This window comes from Bradyrhizobium sp. S69, assembly GCF_009766005.1.
Taxonomy (GTDB): domain Bacteria; phylum Pseudomonadota; class Alphaproteobacteria; order Rhizobiales; family Xanthobacteraceae; genus Bradyrhizobium.
This window is the reverse complement of record NZ_LMUK01000029.1, coordinates 23,022-40,473: the sequence shown is the minus strand read 5'-3', so window position 1 is coordinate 40,473 and position 17,452 is coordinate 23,022. Positions and strand designations below refer to the sequence as shown.

Annotated in this window: 11 protein-coding genes; 4 read left to right on the top strand and 7 right to left on the bottom strand. The window is 63.9% G+C overall.

What is annotated here, in order from left to right; translation table 11 throughout:
• Window positions 1–23: 23 nt before the first annotated feature.
• From GSQ88_RS12225 to GSQ88_RS12205, 5 genes are all read right to left on the bottom strand, one after another.
• Window positions 24–3,113, bottom strand: coding sequence for an efflux RND transporter permease subunit (locus GSQ88_RS12225; RefSeq protein ID WP_159008008.1), 3,090 nt, complete (start codon window positions 3,111–3,113; stop codon window positions 24–26).
• A 112-nt stretch (window positions 3,114–3,225) separates the two neighbouring features.
• Window positions 3,226–3,708 (bottom strand): hypothetical protein, encoded by a 483-nt coding sequence (locus GSQ88_RS12220; protein ID WP_159008007.1) that lies wholly within the window; start codon window positions 3,706–3,708, stop codon window positions 3,226–3,228.
• 71 nt (window positions 3,709–3,779) lie between these two features.
• Window positions 3,780–6,917, bottom strand: a complete 3,138-nt coding sequence (locus GSQ88_RS12215; protein ID WP_159008006.1) for an efflux RND transporter permease subunit — start codon at window positions 6,915–6,917, stop codon at window positions 3,780–3,782.
• Window positions 6,918–7,072: 155 nt separating this feature from the next.
• Window positions 7,073–8,542 (bottom strand): efflux RND transporter periplasmic adaptor subunit, encoded by a 1,470-nt coding sequence (locus GSQ88_RS12210; RefSeq protein WP_159008005.1) that lies wholly within the window; start codon window positions 8,540–8,542, stop codon window positions 7,073–7,075.
• Window positions 8,532–9,980, bottom strand: coding sequence for an efflux transporter outer membrane subunit (locus GSQ88_RS12205; RefSeq protein ID WP_502706723.1), 1,449 nt, complete (start codon window positions 9,978–9,980; stop codon window positions 8,532–8,534). Before GSQ88_RS12205 ends, GSQ88_RS12210 begins: the two co-directional genes overlap by 11 nt.
• A gap of 470 nt (window positions 9,981–10,450) precedes the next feature.
• On the opposite strand from GSQ88_RS12205, the gene GSQ88_RS12200 reads away from it, so the two are divergent.
• The 4 genes from GSQ88_RS12200 to GSQ88_RS12185 all read left to right on the top strand — a co-directional run bounded on the left by GSQ88_RS12200 (window position 10,451) and on the right by GSQ88_RS12185 (window position 15,117).
• Window positions 10,451–11,764, top strand: a complete 1,314-nt coding sequence (locus GSQ88_RS12200) for an NAD(P)/FAD-dependent oxidoreductase (RefSeq protein WP_159008003.1) — start codon at window positions 10,451–10,453, stop codon at window positions 11,762–11,764.
• Between the two features lie 2 nt (window positions 11,765–11,766).
• Window positions 11,767–12,627 (top strand): DUF1365 domain-containing protein, encoded by an 861-nt coding sequence (locus GSQ88_RS12195; RefSeq protein WP_159008002.1) that lies wholly within the window; start codon window positions 11,767–11,769, stop codon window positions 12,625–12,627.
• A 123-nt stretch (window positions 12,628–12,750) separates the two neighbouring features.
• Window positions 12,751–13,980 carry an SAM-dependent methyltransferase gene (locus tag GSQ88_RS12190; RefSeq protein ID WP_159008001.1) on the top strand — a complete coding sequence of 410 codons (1,230 nt, stop codon included), beginning with the start codon at window positions 12,751–12,753 and terminating at the stop codon, window positions 13,978–13,980.
• Between the two features lie 102 nt (window positions 13,981–14,082).
• Window positions 14,083–15,117, top strand: a complete 1,035-nt coding sequence (locus GSQ88_RS12185) for a cysteine synthase A (protein WP_159008000.1) — start codon at window positions 14,083–14,085, stop codon at window positions 15,115–15,117.
• Window positions 15,118–15,195: 78 nt separating this feature from the next.
• Here GSQ88_RS12185 and GSQ88_RS12180 read toward each other — a convergent pair whose 3' ends face one another.
• Window positions 15,196–15,936 carry an amino acid ABC transporter ATP-binding protein gene (locus tag GSQ88_RS12180; protein ID WP_159007999.1) on the bottom strand — a complete coding sequence of 247 codons (741 nt, stop codon included), beginning with the start codon at window positions 15,934–15,936 and terminating at the stop codon, window positions 15,196–15,198.
• A 12-nt stretch (window positions 15,937–15,948) separates the two neighbouring features.
• Window positions 15,949–17,451, bottom strand: coding sequence for an amino acid ABC transporter permease (locus GSQ88_RS12175; protein ID WP_159007998.1), 1,503 nt, complete (start codon window positions 17,449–17,451; stop codon window positions 15,949–15,951).
• Window position 17,452: the final 1 nt, after the last annotated feature.

The window sequence follows — 17,452 nt, the reverse complement described above, 5'->3', positions numbered from 1 at the left end:
GGTGAATTAGGGCCCGCTCCGGGCTATTCGGCCGGCGCCTCGATCGCCGCCGGCTCGGCCCGTCGCCTGAGGCGGTCGATCAACAGGTAAATCACCGGCGTCGTGTACAGCGTCAGGACCTGGGAGACGAACAGGCCGCCGATGATGGTAATGCCGAGCGGCCGGCGCAACTCGGTGCCGGGGCCAGCGGCCAGCACCAGCGGGATGCCGGCGAACAAAGCGGCCATCGTCGTCATCAGGATCGGGCGGAACCGGACGCTGCAGGCTTCGAAGATCGCCTCCGCCGACGACAGCCCGCGATGGCGTTCGGCATCGAGCGCGAAGTCCACGATCATGATGCCGTTCTTCTTGACGATGCCGATCAACAGAATGATGCCGACAAAGGCGATGATGGTCAGCGGCGTGTTGGTGATCTGCAGCGCCAGCAGCGCTCCCAAACCCGCTGACGGCAGCGTCGAGATGATGGTCAGCGGATGGGCCAGGCTCTCGTAGAGCACGCCGAGCACGATATACATCGCGACCAGGGCGCCGAGGATCAAGAGCGGCTGATGGCTCGCGGTCTTGTTGAAGTCGCCGGCGTTGCCGTCGAAGCTGCCGCGAATGCCCTCCGGCATGTGCAATTCATCGACCGCGCGCTGGATGTTCGAGGTCGCGATCTCGAGCGGCACATCGTCCACCACGTTGAAGGAGACCGTCGTCGAGGGAAACGACTGGGTGTGGGTGACCGCCAGCGGCGCCAGATCGCGCTGGGTGTGCACCAGCGCCGACAGCGGAATCTGGCTATCGTTGGCCCCCGCGACGAATATCCGCTGCAGGTCCGACGGATCGGTCTGGAACCTCGGATCGGTTTCCAGCACCACCTGATATTGGTTGCGCTGGGTGTAGACGATCGAGATCTGGCGCTGCGAGAACGCATTGTTGAGCGCGTTGTCGATGTCCTGCACCTGCACGCCGAGGCTCGCCGCGGTCTTGCGGTCGATCGCAAGCTTCAGTTGCAGGCCGCCGGGATCGCGGTCGCTGGAGACGTCGTTGATGCCCTCGACCGTCTCCATGCGCTTGGCCACCAACGGCGCCCATTTCTGCAACAGTTCGAGATCGGTGCTCGACAGCGTGTATTGATAATTGGAATCGCTCTGCCGTCCGCCGGCGCGGATGTCCTGGGCGGGAACCATAAACAGCCTGATACCGGCCACCGCGCCCAGGCTTTTGCGCAACCGCTCGATCGCGGTTTGCGTGGTCAGGCCGGGCCGTTCCGAAGCCGGCTTCAGGCTGATATACATGGTGCCGCGATTGACGCTGCCGCCGAGGATCGATCCGATGCTCGCCACCGCCGGATCGGCCATCACGATATCGGCGATGCGCTGTTGCAACCCCTCCATATACTGGAAAGAGACATCGGCGGAGGCCCGCGTCGAGCCGACGATAAAGCCGCTGTCGTCGATCGGGAAATAGGCCTTTGGGGTTTTGATATACAGCGTCACCGTCAGTCCGATGGTGACGAAGAACACCAGCAGGGTCGAAAACGGAAAGCGCAGCACCGTGCGCAGGGTTCGGGCGTAAAACGCCACGATCCGCGACAGCGTGCCCTCGATGATCCGGTCGAACCAGGTCGCATTGTCGGATGTCGCCGCCTTGATGTAATGCGCGCAGATCATCGGCGTGATCGTCAGCGACACCACGGTGGAGACCGCGATCGCGAACGCCAGCGTCAGCGAAAATTCCCGCAGCAGCCGGCCGACGACGCCGTCCATGAAAATCAGCGGCGTGAACGCTGCCACCAGCGACAGGCTGATCGACAGCACCGTGAAGCCGATCTGCTTGGCGCCCTCCACCGCCGCCGGATAAGGCGCCATGCCATGCTCGAGATTGCGGTACATGTTTTCGATCATGACGATGGCGTCATCGACCACGAAGCCGACCGAGATCGCCAGCGCCATCAGCGACAGATTGTCGATCGAAAATCCGGCCAGCCACATCCCGGCGCAGGTTCCGGCCAGCGCCAGCGGCACCGACACGCCGGCGGCGATGGTCGGCGTGATCCGGCGCAGGAACACGAACACCACGAGCATCACCAGCACGACGGTCGCCAGCAACGTGAGCTGCATATCCTCGACACTGGCCCGGATGGTCCCGGTGCGGTCGGTCAGGATGGAAATCTCGACGCCGGCGGGAATCCATTGCTTCAGGTCCGGGATCATGTCCCTGACCCGATCGACGGTATCGATGACGTTGGCGTCGCCCTGCTTGGTGATCTGGATCAGCACCGCCGGCTGCTTGTTGAACCAGGCGATCGACCGCGCATTACGCACGGAATCCTCGACTTCGGCGACGTCCGAGAGGCGGACGTAATTGCCGCCCGAACTCTTGACGATGATGTCGCGGAATTCGGCGGCGGTTCGCATCTGGCGATTGAGGCCGAGCGTTTCGCTTTGCCGGCCGCCGTTGAAAATCCCGACCGGGCCGAGCGGATTGGCATTGACGATCGCGGTCCTGACGTCGTCGGTCGCAATGCCCGCATTCGACAAGGCGACCGGATTGAGCGCGACCCGGACCGCCGGCTGGTCGGCGCCGCTGACCGTGACCTCGCCGACGCCCGGCACCTGGGAGATCCGCTGCGCGATGATGGTATCGGCGACGTCGTAGAGCGCGCCGGTGGAAATGGTCTTCGAGGTCAGCGCCAGCACGAACACGGGAGCCGCGGCCGGATTGGCCTTGCGAAACCTCGGCAGCGACGGCAGGTCGCTCGGCAGGTCGGCTAACGAGGCGTTGATCGCGGCCTGGACGTCGCGCGCGGCGCGGTCGATGTCGCGCCCGATCGCGAATTGCAGCTGAATGCTGGTCGATCCCAGCGAACTCGTCGAGGTGATCTGGCTGATCCCGGCGATTTCGCCGAGGCGCCGTTCCAGCGGCGCCGCCACGGTCGCCGCCATCACCGATGGATCGGCGCCAGGCCTCGAGGCGGAAACCCGGATCGAGGGGAAATCGACATTGGGGACCGACGCGACGGGCAGGAATTCGTAGGCCACGATGCCGATCAGAAACAGTCCGATCGCCAGCAGCGTGGTGCCGACCGGCCGGCGGATGAAGGGCTCGGAGATCGAAATCGATGCCATGATGCAAGTCTATACCCGCAAGGCGGGAAGGCACGCTTCGACGAGATTAAGAATTGTTTAAGGATATGATGATCAGGGATCCTGGATCCGGACGGTCAGGCGATCGCGGCTGCTATTGGCGATTTCTGCCGAACAATTCCGTGTACAGATCGGTTGTCGGCCCGTTGCTGGATATGCCGTAGGCCGTGGGGGTCGCGGGTTCGGCCGGCGGCGCAGCCGGTGCCGGCGGGACCACATTGGCGGCGGTTGCGGCCTGGTTTTGCGCGACTGCGGCAGGCGACCTCGCTCCGGGCCGCCCCTGCGCCACCGTGGCGGGGGCTGCGGCTGTGGGCTGGCCTTGCGCGACCGCGGGTGCGGCCGGCGCGTCATCGCGCTTGGGTCGGAAAATTTCGGTGTAGAGGTCGGTCGTCGGTCCGTCGCTCGTCATGCCGTAGCCGACCTGAACGGGAGCCTCCCGCTGCGGCCGACCTGTGTCGCTCGACGTCTGCATGCTGGCGTTGCTGGAGGCAAAGTGCGAATCGGCGCAGCCGCCCAAAGTGCCCACCAGCGCCGGCAGCACGATCATCACAGGAATCCAACGAGGTAAATGGTACAAGGCGATCTCCCCACTGACGCCAGTCTATCATTCGAGGCCAACAACACAACCCGACGGCGGTTGAGCGGTGGCTAGTGGGTTCCCGTCGCGCGGGCCGGCGGCAGGGTAGCCGGCGGCGCTGGTTTTTCGATTCGACGATTGACCCGATCGAGCGCCAGGTAAATCACCGGCGTCGTATAGAGCGTCAGCAGTTGACTTAGCAGCAGCCCGCCGATGATCGAGATGCCGAGCGGAAACCGCAATTCGGCGCCGGTGCCGCTTTCGACCGCCAGCGGCAGCGCGCCGAACAGCGCCGCCAGCGTCGTCATCATGATCGGGCGAAATCGCAACAGGCAGGCCTGCACGATGGCGTCGGCCGCCGACAGGCCTTGATGACGCTCGGCCTCCAGCGCGAAGTCGATCATCATGATGGCGTTCTTCTTCACGATGCCCATCAAGAGGATGATGCCGATCAAGCCGATCACCGACAGATCCTGCCCGAACAGCATCAACGCCAGGATCGCGCCGACACCCGCCGACGGCAATGTCGAGAGGATGGTGATGGGGTGGATGTAGCTCTCATAGAGCACGCCCAGCACGATATAGATCGTGACCAGCGCGGCCAGGATCAGCCAGGGCTGGCCCGCCAGCGATTTGGAGAATTCAGCGGCATCGCCGGCGAACAGCCCGACAATGCTGCGGGGCATGCCGATCCGCGCCTCGATCGCCCTCACCTGTTCGACGGCGTCGCCGAGCGCCGCCTCCGGCGCGAGATTGAAACTCAGGGAAACCGCGGGGAATTGCGCTTGATGCGAGATCGATAGCGGCGCGGTGGTCCGTGTCAGGGTCGCGACCGCCGAAATCGGCACCTGCCCGGCCGGCGTCCCAACAACCGCGCTGGCCGCGCCCGGAACATAGAGTTTTGAAAGCACGGACGGATCGCGCTGGTACATCGGCAACGCCTCGAGCACGACGCGATACTGGTTGGCCTGCCCGTAGATGGTGGAGATCTGGCGCTGCGCGAACGCGTCGTTCAAGGTGTCGGTAATGACCTGCAGGCTGACGCCGAGCTGGCCGGCGCGCTGCCGGTCGACGTCGAGCTGGGCGCGCAAGCCATTCTCCTGCGCTTCCGATGAGACATCCCGGAACAGCGGGTCGCGTCGCAACTCCGCGACCAACCGGTGAGCCCACGACGTCACGAACTCCGCATCGGTGCCCGTCAGCGTATACTGATATTGCGAACGGCTCGATTGCGTACTGATCTGGACGTCCTGCACCGGCTGGAAATACACCGTCATGCCGGGGATCGCAGCGGTCAGCGCCTTCAGCCGGACCACGACCGCGGCGACGTCATCGCGCCGCTCGCCACGCGGCTTCAGCGACATCGCCAGACGCCCGACATTGGTGGTCGGGTTGACCGATCCGGTGCCGATCACCGAGACCACGCCGATCACGTCAGGGTCCGACTTGATGGCGTCGGCAACTTTTGTCTGCAGGTTCTGCATCTCGGCAAACGAGACCTCGGCGCCGGCTTCGGTCACGGCCGTGATCGACGCGGTGTCCTGCAGCGGCAAAAATCCCTTGGGTGCGACGACATAGAGGACCAGGGTTGCCACGATCGTGGCAAACGTCACGACCATGGTCAGGCGCTGGTGCCGCAGCACCCACAACAGCGTGCGGTGATAGAAGGCGACCATCCGGTCGATGACGCGGCTGATCGCGGCGAGACCGGGAACGGTCAGCTCCTCGCCGGCGTGCCGCAACAGCCGCGAACACATCATCGGCGTCAAGGTCAGCGAGACGATGGCGGACGTCACCACCGCGATCGTCAGGGTCAGCGCGAACTCGCGGAACATCCGGCCCACCAGGCCGGACATGAACAGCAGCGGAATGAACACCGCGATCAGCGACACCGTCAGCGAGATCACCGTGAAGCCGATCTCGCGGGCGCCGCGCAGCGAGGCTTGCATCGCGCTCTCGCCATTTTCCATGTGACGCACGATGTTCTCGATCATGACGATGGCGTCGTCGACGACGAACCCGGTGCCGATCGTCAGCGCCATCAGCGATAGATTGTCGAGGCTGAAGTTCGCAAAATACATCACGCCGAAACTCGTGATCAGCGACAGCGGCAACGCCACACCGGCGATCAAGGTCGCGCGCAGCGACCTCAGGAACAACAGCACCACCAGCGTCACCAGCACGACGCTCAACAGCAGCGTGAATTGCACGTCGTGCACCGAGGCACGGATGGTGACGGTGCGGTCGCTTACCACGGTCAACGTCACGCCAGCCGGAATCGCGCGCTGCAGTCTGGGGATTTCGGCGCGGATCTGGCTCACCACGTCGATGACATTGGCGCCGGGCTGGCGCTGAATGTCGATGATCACGGCCGGCGTGCCCTGGTACCAGCCACCGGTGCGGTCGTTCTCCAGCCCATCGACGATCTCGGCGACGTCGCCGATGGTGACGGGCGAGCCGTTGCGGTAGGCGATGATGATCGGCTTGTAGGCGTCGGCCGCGGCGATCTGGTCGTTGGCGGCGATGATGTAGGATTGCTGGGCGCCGTCGAGCGATCCTTTCGGTCCAGAGACGTTGGCGCCCGCAATCGCGTTGCGCAGGTCTTCCAGCGCGATGCCGTAGGCCGCGAGCCGCGCCAGATCGGCCTGCACCCGCACCGCGGGCTTGAGGCCGCCGAGGACCGCGACCCGTCCGACGCCAGAGATCTGGCTGAGGCGCTGGCCCAGAATGGTGTCGGCCAGATCGCTCATCGCCCGCAGCGAAACCGTCTCCGAGGTCAGCGCCAACGTCATCACCGGCGCGTCCGCCGGATTGACCTTGGCGTAGACCGGCGGATACGGCAGGGTCTTCGGCAGCACTCCGGCCGCGGCATTGATGGCGGCCTGCACATCCTGGGTGGCGCCGTCGATGTCGCGGTTGAGATCGAATTGCAGCGATATCTGGCTGACGCCAAACGAACTGGTCGACGTCATCTCCGACAGCGACGGGATCTGCCCGAGCTGGCGTTCGAGCGGTGCTGTGATCAGCGAGGCAATGACGTCCGGGCTTCCGCCCGGCAATTGCGTCGTCACCTGCACCGTCGGGAAGTCGACCTGCGGCAGCGCCGAAACCGGCAGCGCCCAATAGCCGAGCGCTCCGCCGATCAACAACGCGATACCGAGCAGCGACGTCGCGATCGGGCGGCGAATAAAGGGCTCGGAGACGCTCATGGCGGCGTGCTCATGGGTGCCTTTTCGTAACACTTAGAGCCTGATCGGTTCTGATTGAATCAGAACCGGGCTCTAGGTTTTTGTTTTGACGCGTTTTCTTCACGCGAACCGGCTGCCACTTCGCTCGAAAACGCTATAGAAGACGATGTCTCGGATCATCGCTGCGCCTTTGTCCCACTGCCCGCGGCATCAGCGCCTCGCGCGGGCCGGCCCTCGCCTTTCTCGCCAGCTTCGCCTGGATGGCGTTCGCGCCATCGGCGGTGCTCGCCTTTGCCGTCCGCGTTCTGGCCGTCCCCGCTCTGGCCGTCACGGCTTTGTCCATCTCGGGCTTGCCCGTTCGTCGCCTGGCCGCCTTTGGCTTGCCCCTCACGGCCGTCGCCATCGCCGCCGCCGCGGTTGCGGCGGCCGCGTTTGCGCGGGGCGAGATCGGCTGACGGCGCCTGGTCGTCCGTGCCGACCGTGACCCTGGCGCCGTCGGACAAATTGGCAAAGCCGGTCGTCACCACGCGATCGGAGATCGACAATCCGCTTGCGATCACCGCGTCGGTTTCGTTCTGCTGTGTCACCACGACAGGCTTCGCGGTGACGGTATCGTTGTCGCTGATGACATAGCTGAAGGTGCCCGCCGGCCCGCGCTGGACCGCGGAGGTCGGGATCACCATCACCTGCGACAGGGTGTCGACCTTGAGCCGCACATTGACGAACTGGCCGGGCCAAAGCTGGAAGTTCGCGTTCGGAAACTCTCCCTTGAGCTTCAGCGTGCCGGTAGTCGGATCGACCTGATTGTCGATGCCGGTCAGTTTGCCGGTATCGGCGACCGTGGTGCCGTCATTGCCGAACACATCGACCGCGAGCGTGCCCTTTGCCGAGGCCGCATTGACGCGCACGATCTGCTGCTGCGGCAGGCTGAACAGGATCGCGATCGGCTGCAACTGGGTGATGATCGCAAGGCCGGTGGCGTCGGCGGCGTGAATGATGTTGCCCTGGTCGACCTGGCGCAGGCCGGTGCGTCCCGACAATGGCGCGGTGATCTTGGTATAGCCGAGGGTGGCCTGGGCGTTGTCGATCGCGGCCTGATCGGCGGCGACCAGCGCTTCCTGCTGGGCGACCACGGCGCGCTGGGTGTCGAACTGCTGCTTGGAGCCGGCGTTGGTGGCGGCAAGCTGCTGATAACGGATGAGATCGAGGCGCATATTGCCGAGTTGCGCCTCGTCCTGCGCCTTCTTGGCGACGGCCTGGTCGAACTGCGCCTTGTAGATCGCAGGATCGATCTCGCCGAGCACATCGCCCTTCTTGACATCCTGCCCCTCGACGAAATTGACCGAGATCAACTTGCCGTCGACCTGGGAGCGCACCAGCACGTTGTTGAGCGCGCGAACGGTGCCGACGCCATCGAGATAGACCGGGACATCCTGGACGCGCGGCGCAGCCGCCAGCACCGGCACCGCCAGATCAGGGCGGCTGCGGCCCGCGGCCTGTCTCTCATGCGTGGTCCAGGCGAGATAGCCGAGACCACCGAGAACCGCGAGCGTGATCAAACTCCAGACCGCCCAGCCGCCCCGGCGCGAGGTCGCCTCTTCGCCGATCGGGTCAGCCGCCTCGACCGTATCTGGCTTAAAGAGCATTGACCGGTTTCTCCATCTTCGGCTCCCAGCCGCCCCCCAGCGCCTGGTACATGCTGACCACCGCGAGCAATTGGGCGAGCTGCGCCTGCCACAGCACGTCCTCGGCCTGAAACAGCGTCAATTGCGTATTTAGCACGGTCACCATGTCGGCGGTGCCGGCTTTCAGCTGCTGCTCGGAGAGCTGGAACGCGCGCTGCGAGGCGGACACCACGACGCGTTGCAGCCGCAGCTTGTTGGTGGTTTCGCGGATCGCGATCAACGCGTTGTCGACGTCGCTAAAGGCCTGGACCACCGATTTGCGGTAGGTCTGCAGCATCTGGTCCTGGATCGCCTTCATGTTTTCGAAATTGCCGAGAATAACACCACCGTCAAAGATCGGTTGGTTGATGCTGGCGACCAAATTGAAAAATGTCGCGTGAGGCTGGATCAGCTGTGACAAGGCCGCGCTCTGGTAGCCGCCTGCTCCGGTCAAGGAGATGCTCGGGAAAAATTGCGCGCGGGCGCTCCCGACATTGGCGGTGGCGGATGCGAGCTGGGCTTCCTGACTCCGGATGTCCGGCCGCTGCGCCAGCAATTCCGACGGCAGGCCTGGGGCGATGCGCGGGATCGTGATCCGGTTCATCGAACCGCCCTTGACCTGGAGCCGCTCCGACGGCCGCGACACCAGGATCGCCAGCGCATTGATGTTCTGCTCCAGCGTCTGCCGCAGCGGCGGCACCGCCGCGCGCTGATTGGCCAGCACGCTTTCCTGCTGCGCCACGTCGAGGTCGGTACCGGTGCCGGCCTTGAACCGCTGCTTGATGGCGTCGAGCACGCGCACAGCACTCGCGATGTTGCTGTCCGCGGTGCGAATCCGGTCCTGCGAGGCGAGCACCTGGAAATAGGCGGTGGCGACGCTGGTCAGCGTGGTGAGTGCGACCACTTCGCGATTGTAGCGGTCGGCGATGGAGGTTTGGTCCGCGGCCTGCGCGGCGTCGTGATATTGGCCCCAGAAATCGACGATGTAACTGGCGCTCAGCGAGGTCGAGTAATTGACCGTCTCGCGCCCGCCGGTGGACAGACCGTTGAGACTGGAACCGGAGACTCTGGAGTAGGATTCTTGGCCCAAATTGCCCGGACCGCTTGCCGCCAGGGTCGGCAGCAGCGGCGCGCCGGCTATTCGCGCCTGGGCGTCGGCCTGGGCGATCAGGGCGACGGACGCTGCGATGTCGAGATTGACCTTCTGCGCCTCCTCCATCAGATCGGTCAGCTCCGGCGAACCGAAGCCGCGCCACCAGTCCAGTGGCGGCGGCGCATCCTGCCGCCCGGTCAGCTTCGCGGCGCGGTAGCTGTCGGGGACGTCGAGGCCGGGAACCGGCAGATCCTTGGTCAGGATGCAGCCCGCCGAACTCGCGACCAGGAACAGCCCCACGAGCCACCGCACCGGCAGCCACCGCACCGACTTGGAAAGCGCGAACAGACGCCCGGCGGCGGGACCCTGATGTCCCGGCGTCACAGCGGCGCTCCGGCGCACCACAAAGCCGGCCTCCGGCCCCCCGCGAAGCGCGGGAGCGCGTTGCAGGTGACGTGATTGGGGACCGCCTGAGAGACGTTCACGGGAGTGATGCTTCCGGTGGAACATGCCGGCCATCTTAGCCGGGGCGATACTGCCCGGACAGTCCTGTCGCCGCCTTTGTCCCGCGGCCCAGCTGCCTCGATCGGCCCGTGGAAAGGCGCGACTTATGCCTGCCGCAGTGGGCTTTCTCGCCAATTTCCAGCCTGCGATGACGCCGCGATCTTACCAATGTTTCATCTTGCCGGCGGCCGTTTGCCAGTTCGCTGAACGCGCGCCGTGCGCCACGGGCCGCGTTGAAACTTCGCATGCCTCCCGCCGTAACTTGCTTCAACAGGGGAAACGGGGACAACAGAATGCGCGTCGCGGTGATCGGAACGGGAATTGCGGGCAATGCGGCGGCCTGGGCCCTTTCGAAACGCTATCCGGTCACGGTCTATGATCGCGAGCTTCGCCCCGGCGGACACAGCCACACCGTTACCATCGACTATGGCGGCACGCCGGTCGCGGTCGATATCGGATTCATCGTCTACAACGAACTGAATTATCCGGACCTGACGGCGTTATTCGCCCATCTTGGCGTCGAGACCGTGGAGAGCAGCATGAGCTTCGCGGTGACGGCAGATGCCGGCCGCTTCGAGTGGAAGGGCGGCGGCGTCAACTGGCGCAAGACCGCCGCGGGCTTGTTCGCGCAGCGCCGCAACCTGCTGTCGCCGTCCTATCTGTGGATGCTGCGCGATATCCTGACCTTCAACCAGCAAAGCATCGAAGATTACGCCGCGGGCCGGTTGGCCGGGTTGACGCTGGGCGAGTATTTCAAAACCCGCCATTTCGCGCCCCGGCTGTTGACCGATTATCTCGCGCCGATGGGGTCGGCGATCTGGTCGGCGCCGGCAGCCGAAATGATGGACTTCCCGGCCGAGAATTTTGTCGCCTTCTTCAGCAATCATCGCCTGCTGCAATATGACCGACCGGTGTGGCGCACCGTCAAGGGCGGCAGCCAGCGCTATGTCGAGAAGATGATTTCGGCCTTCCGCGACCAGGTCAGGCTCGGCTGTGCCGTGACCTCGATCGAGCGGACGGCGCACGGCGTCGTCGTCCATGACAGTCATGGCCGGCACGACAGCTACGATCACGTCGTGATCGCCGCGCACAGCGATCAGGCCCTGGCGATGCTGTCGGATGCCGATCCGCGCGAGCGCGCGGTGTTGGGCGCGATCGGCTATTCGCCCAATACGATCTATCTGCATCGCGACACCCGATTGATGCCCAAGCGCAAGCGGGCCTGGGCCTCCTGGAACTTTCTGCGCTGGCAGCGCGAGAACTCCGCGCAGAACGACGTCGCGGTGACCTACTGGATGAACCCGTTGCAAGGCATCGATGACGACAAGCCGCTGTTCGTCAGCCTCAATCCGCCGTTTGCGCCCGCGCCGGAGCTGACCTTTGGCAGATATATGTGCGAACATCCGCAATACAGCGCCGCGGCCTTTGCCGCCCAGAAGCACCTCGGCGACATCCAGGGGCGACGCCACACCTGGTTCTGCGGCGCGTGGACCGGCTATGGCTTTCACGAGGACGGACTGCGGTCCGGCTTGGACGTCGCCGAAGCGCTCGGCGCCAGCGTGCCCTGGCGCAACCCGCCGCCCGAACTCGCGCAAGCCGCGGAGTAACGATGTCCGAACGCCCCGACCAAGCCGGGATGCCAAGCGAGCCCGCCGCCTCGCTTTATTTTGGCGAGGTGATGCATGCGCGGCTCAAACCCATGGGGCATCGCTTCAGCTATCGCGTGATGAGCCTGCTGATCGATCTCGACCGGCTCGATGACGCCGACCGGCAAACCCGGCTGTTCGGGGTGAACCATGCCGCGCTGTACAGTTTCCACGAGAAAGATCACGGCGAACGCGACGGCGCCTCGCTGCGGAGCTACGCCCAGCGCCGTGCGGCGGAGTGCGGCGTCGACCTTGCCGGCGGACGCGTGCTGCTGTTGTGTTATCCGCGGCTGCTCGGTTTTACCTTCAATCCGCTGTCGGCGTATTTTTGCTACCGCGCCGACGGTGAGCTGGCGCTGATGATGTATGAGGTCCGCAATACTTTCGGGGATATCCACGCCTACGTGCTTGCGGTGAAGCCCGGCGAGCTCAGCCAAGCCGGGCTGCGGCAACAGCAGGACAAGCTGTTTTACGTTTCGCCCTTCATCGATATGCCGATGCGCTATCATTTCCGCCTCACCCCGCCGGCGGCCAACGTCAAGCTCCGGATCCTGGAGACCGACAGCGCGGGGCCGCTGCTCGCCGCGACTTTCCATGGCCGCCGCCGCGAGCTGAGTGCGGCGCAGCTGCTGCGGTCGTTCTGTGCGCTGCCGCTGGTGACGCTGAAAATCGTGGCGGCGATCCACTGGGAGGCGCTGCGGCTCTGGATCAAGGGCGCGCGCCTGGTGCCGCGCAGCATTTCCGCGACCGGACAACCCGCACGCGACACCGCCTCTAATACGGTCTTGCTCCAATACGGCCTTGGCGAGCAGCAACAGCCCTGATTATACTGCACGGGAGTCGTATGCCCGAGGAGGAGCGCTCTGGTCCGGTGACGGTGGATGTTAGCGATCGACCGTTAAAGCGCCGCGCTGGACCCAGAGCCACATCGTCAGATGAATCTGCCCATGCCGGATCCGATCCGCGTGACCCCCGAAAATATTGAGGCGCTGCTGCGCGACCTGCCGCGGCTTGTCAGGCTGGCGCTTGGCTTCGGCTCCAAGCTGCGGCGCGGCACCCTTGACGTCACCCTCCCCGACGGCCGCAGAATCAGGCTCGGCGGCGTCGAGCCCGGCCCGGCCGCGGCGATGACCCTGTACAATTATGGTTTTGCGTCGCGGTTCATCAAAGGCGGCGACATCGGCATCGCCGAGGCCTACCTGCATGGCGAATGGGACACCCCCGATCTCACCCAATTTCTGTATCTGTTCTGCGTCAATCACGACCTGATCCAGGCGATGATGGGCGACAAGCCGGTGCTGCGCTTCGTCCAGGGCATTCGCCATTGGCTCAATCGCAACACCAAGCGGCAGGCGCGCCGCAACATCTATGCCCACTACGACATCGGCAATGCGTTCTATTCGGCATGGCTCGATCCCAGCATGACCTATTCCTCGGCGCTGTTCGAGGACGACAATGCGGATTTGACCGCGGCGCAAAACAACAAATATCGCAGGCTCGCCGAGGCGATCGACCTCAAGCCCGGCCAGAAATTGCTGGAGATCGGATGCGGCTGGGGCGGCTTTGCCGAATATGCCGCGAAGACCTTTGGCGCCAGCGTGGTCGGGCTGACCATCAGCAAGGAGCAGCGCGATTTCGCGCAAGCGCGGATCCAGAAGGCCGGCCTTGCCGACAAGGTCGAGATCCGGCTGCGGGATTATCGCGACGAGCGCGATCAGTACGACCGCATCGCCTCGATCGAGATGATCGAGGCGGTCGGTGAGGAATTCTGGCCGCGATATTTCTCGCAGTTGCGCGACCGGCTGTTGCCCGGAGGGCTCGCCGGTATCCAGGCCATCACCATCCAGGACAAGCTGTTCCAGGCCTATCGCCGGGAAGTCGACTTCATCCAGCGCTACGTGTTCCCGGGTGGCATGCTGCCCTCCCCGCAGATCCTCAAATCGCTCGGCGAGAAGTTCGGCGTGCCGGTCATTCGCGAGCGCATTTTCGGGCAAGATTATGCCAAGACGCTTGCGATCTGGCGAAAGAATTTCCGTGCGGCGTGGCCCAACCTCACGCCATCGGGTTTTGACGACCGGTTCCGGCGGTTGTGGGAATACTACCTGGCTTATTGCGAGGCCGGCTTCCTGTCGGGAAATATCGACGTCCGCCAGGTGGTGTTCGCCAAAACCAAATAGCCGGCTTGCAGGGCGCCATGCGGTGCAAAAGCGGCTTCCACTTGGGCTGATCGCGCTCTAGGGTCGTTGCCAGATGTGGCAACGGACTGAAGATTTCCGCAGATGAAAATCAACAACGACGTCATTGAGGCGATCGGCAACACGCCGCTGATCAAGCTAAAACGCGCCTCCGAGGAAACCGGCTGCAATATTCTGGGCAAGGCCGAGTTCATGAACCCGGGCCAGTCCGTCAAAGACCGCGCCGGAAAATGGATGATCCTGGAGGCCGAGAAGCGCGGCGATCTCAAGCCCGGCGGCCTGGTGGTGGAATCGACAGCGGGCAACACCGGGATCGGTCTTGCGGTCGTCGCGAGCGCGCGGGGGTATCGCACCCTGATCGTGATTCCGGAAACCCAGAGCCAGGAAAAAAAGGACATGCTGCGGCTGTGCGGCGCTGAGCTGGTCGAAGCACCGGCGCTGCCGTTTTCGAACCCGAACAATTACCAGCATCTCGGCAAGCGGCTGGCCGAGCGCCTGCGCAAGACCGAGCCCAACGGCGTATTGTTCGCCGACCAGTGGAACAATCTCGACAACCCGAAGGCGCACTACGAATCCACCGGTCCGGAGATCTGGCAGCAGACCGGCGGCAAGGTCGACGGCTTTATCTGTTCGGTCGGCTCCGGCGGTACCTTGGTTGGCACCGGCAATTTTCTGAAGGAAAAAAACAAGGACATCGTGATCGGCTGCGCCGACCCGCGCGGCGCTGCGATGTACGAACTGTTCAAGCACGGCGAAGCCAAGTCAACGCCGGGCAGCTCGATCACCGAAGGCATCGGGCTCGGGCGCGTCACCCCGATTATCGCCAAAGCCACGGTTGATGAGGCCTATCTCATTCCGGACGAGGAAGCGGTGCCGGTGATTTTTGACCTGCTTGAGCACGAAGGCCTCTGCCTCGGCGGCTCGACCGGCATCAACATCGCCGGGGCGATCCGGCTGGCCAAGCAACTCGGACCCGGCCACACCATCGTGACCATCCTGTGCGACTCCGGCAACCGCTACCAGTCAAAACTGTTCAACCCGGCCTTCATGCGCTCGAAGAATTTGCCGGTACCGGAATGGTTGGAGAAGCGCAGCACGATCGAACTGCCGTTCGAGTAAAGGCGCGAATGGCGAATAGCGAGTGGCGAATAGGGAAACAGTTTTTTTCATTCGCTATTCGCCACTCGCCATTCGCCTCTACCGCAGTATCTGGCTCAAGAACAACTTCGTCCGCGCATGCTGCGGGTTGGCAAAGAACTCTTGCGGCGTATTCGCCTCGATGATTTGCCCGGCATCCATGAACACGACGCGGTTGGCGACTTCGCGGGCGAATCCCATCTCGTGGGTCACGACCATCATCGTCATGCCCTCCTTGGCGAGATCGACCATGGTGTCGAGCACTTCCTTGACCATTTCGGGATCGAGCGCCGAGGTCGGCTCGTCGAACAGCATGACCTTCGGGTTCATGGTCAGCGCGCGCGCGATCGCGACGCGCTGCTGCTGGCCGCCCGACATCTGGCCCGGATATTTGTTGGCCTGATGCGGGATCTTCACCCGCTCCAGATATTTCATCGCCGCGGCTTCGGCGTCCTTTTTCGGCACGTTACGCACCCAGATCGGCGCCAGCGTGCAGTTCTCCAGCACGGTCAAATGCGGAAACAGATTAAAACTCTGGAACACCATGCCGACTTCGCGCCGGACCTCGTCCACCCGCCGCAGATTGGGACCGAGCTCGATGCCATCGACCACGATGCGGCCTTCCTGGAATTCCTCCAGCGCATTGATGCAGCGGATCAACGTCGATTTGCCCGAGCCGGAAGGGCCGCAGATCACGATGCGCTCGCCCTTGGCGACGTCGAGGTTGATGTCGCGCAGCACGTGAAAATCGCCGTACCATTTGTTGAGGCCGGCAAGGCTGACGATGGCGTTCTCGGTCATGGTTGTTTCAATTCAGTTGCGGCGGTGTGCGTTCAGCCGGTGTTCGACGAACAACGAGTAACGTGACATTCCAAAGCAGAACACGAAGTAGATCATGCCGGCGAACGCGAACCCGGTGAACAAAGTGGTCGGCGTCGACCATACCGGATCGGAGAACGAGGCCCGCACGCTGCCGAGCAGATCGAACAAGGCCACGATCGAGACCAGCGAGGTATCCTTGAACAAGGCGATGAAGCTGTTGACGAGGCCGGGAATGACATGCCGCAGCGCCTGCGGCATCACGATCAGCCCGGTCGTTTTCGCCCAGGACAGGCCCAGCGCGCTGGCGGCTTCGCCCTGCCCTCGCGGGATCGCCTGTAGGCCGCCGCGGATCACCTCGGCATTATAGGCGCCGGCAAACAGTGCGATGCCGATCAGCGCCCGCACCAGGCCATCGACGGTAAAACCCGCGGGAAGGAACAGCGGCAGCATGTAGGTCGCGAAGAACAATACCGTAATCAAAGGCACGCCGCGCCAGAATTCGATAAAGGCGATCGAGAAGATGCGGACCAGGGGGATGGTCGAGCGCCGCCCCAAGGCCAGCGCGATGCCGACCGGCATCGACGTCACAATGCCGGTGACCGACACCACCAGCGTCACCAGAAGGCCACCCCACAGCCTCGTATCGACGATTGGCAGGCCGCCGCGGTCGAGCCCTAACGCTGCGATCACGATGGCGATGCCGGCAAAAATCGAAAGGCTGACGATCAGCGCGCGCCATCCGGTGCGAATACCGCCGCCCAGGAAGAACATCAGGGCCGATACGATCACGGCGGTCGCGGCAAAATCCGCCCAAACCGGCCGGGAAGACAGCTGGATTCGGTCGCGCAGCCAGGTCAGCGGCGAGATCACATACACCAGCCCCTGCCCGAGGCCTGTCAAGAGCTTGCCCAGCCAAGGCAGCGCGCCGCCGGCCTCCGAAAGCCTTTGGCCGGCCGCGCTGACATCGTCGACCAATCCGGCCAGCAGGTCGGCGATCCAGCTGACGCCAAAGCCGCTCAAGCCGCCGCCATGCAGCAGGAAGAAGGCCACGATCGGAAATGCGACAAAGAACAGACCGGCGTTGAGACCCTTTGCCGGCAGCCGCGGGATCAACAGCGGCAACAGCAACAGGGCGGCGAGAACGAACGTCAGATTGACCCGCCATCGCTCCGGCTCGGGGTAGAAGCCGTAAATGAATTGCGTGAACTTGGCATGCACGTACGGCCAGCACGCACCAACTACGTGTCCCGCATTCTCAGCCAGGCAGGCGTTGCGGTCGGTGCCGGTCCACACCGCATCGATCAGCAGGAAGCGCAGCGTCGGTATCACGGTAAACCACAGCAGCAGCGCGCTCGCGATGGTCAGCAGGATATTGGTCGGCGAATTGAACAGGCGGGTGCGCAGGAATCCGACAAAACCGGTGGTCTTGATCGGCGCGGCGCGTTCGGAAACAAGTTCCTGCCGCACAAAGGATTGGTCAGCAATGTCGCTCATG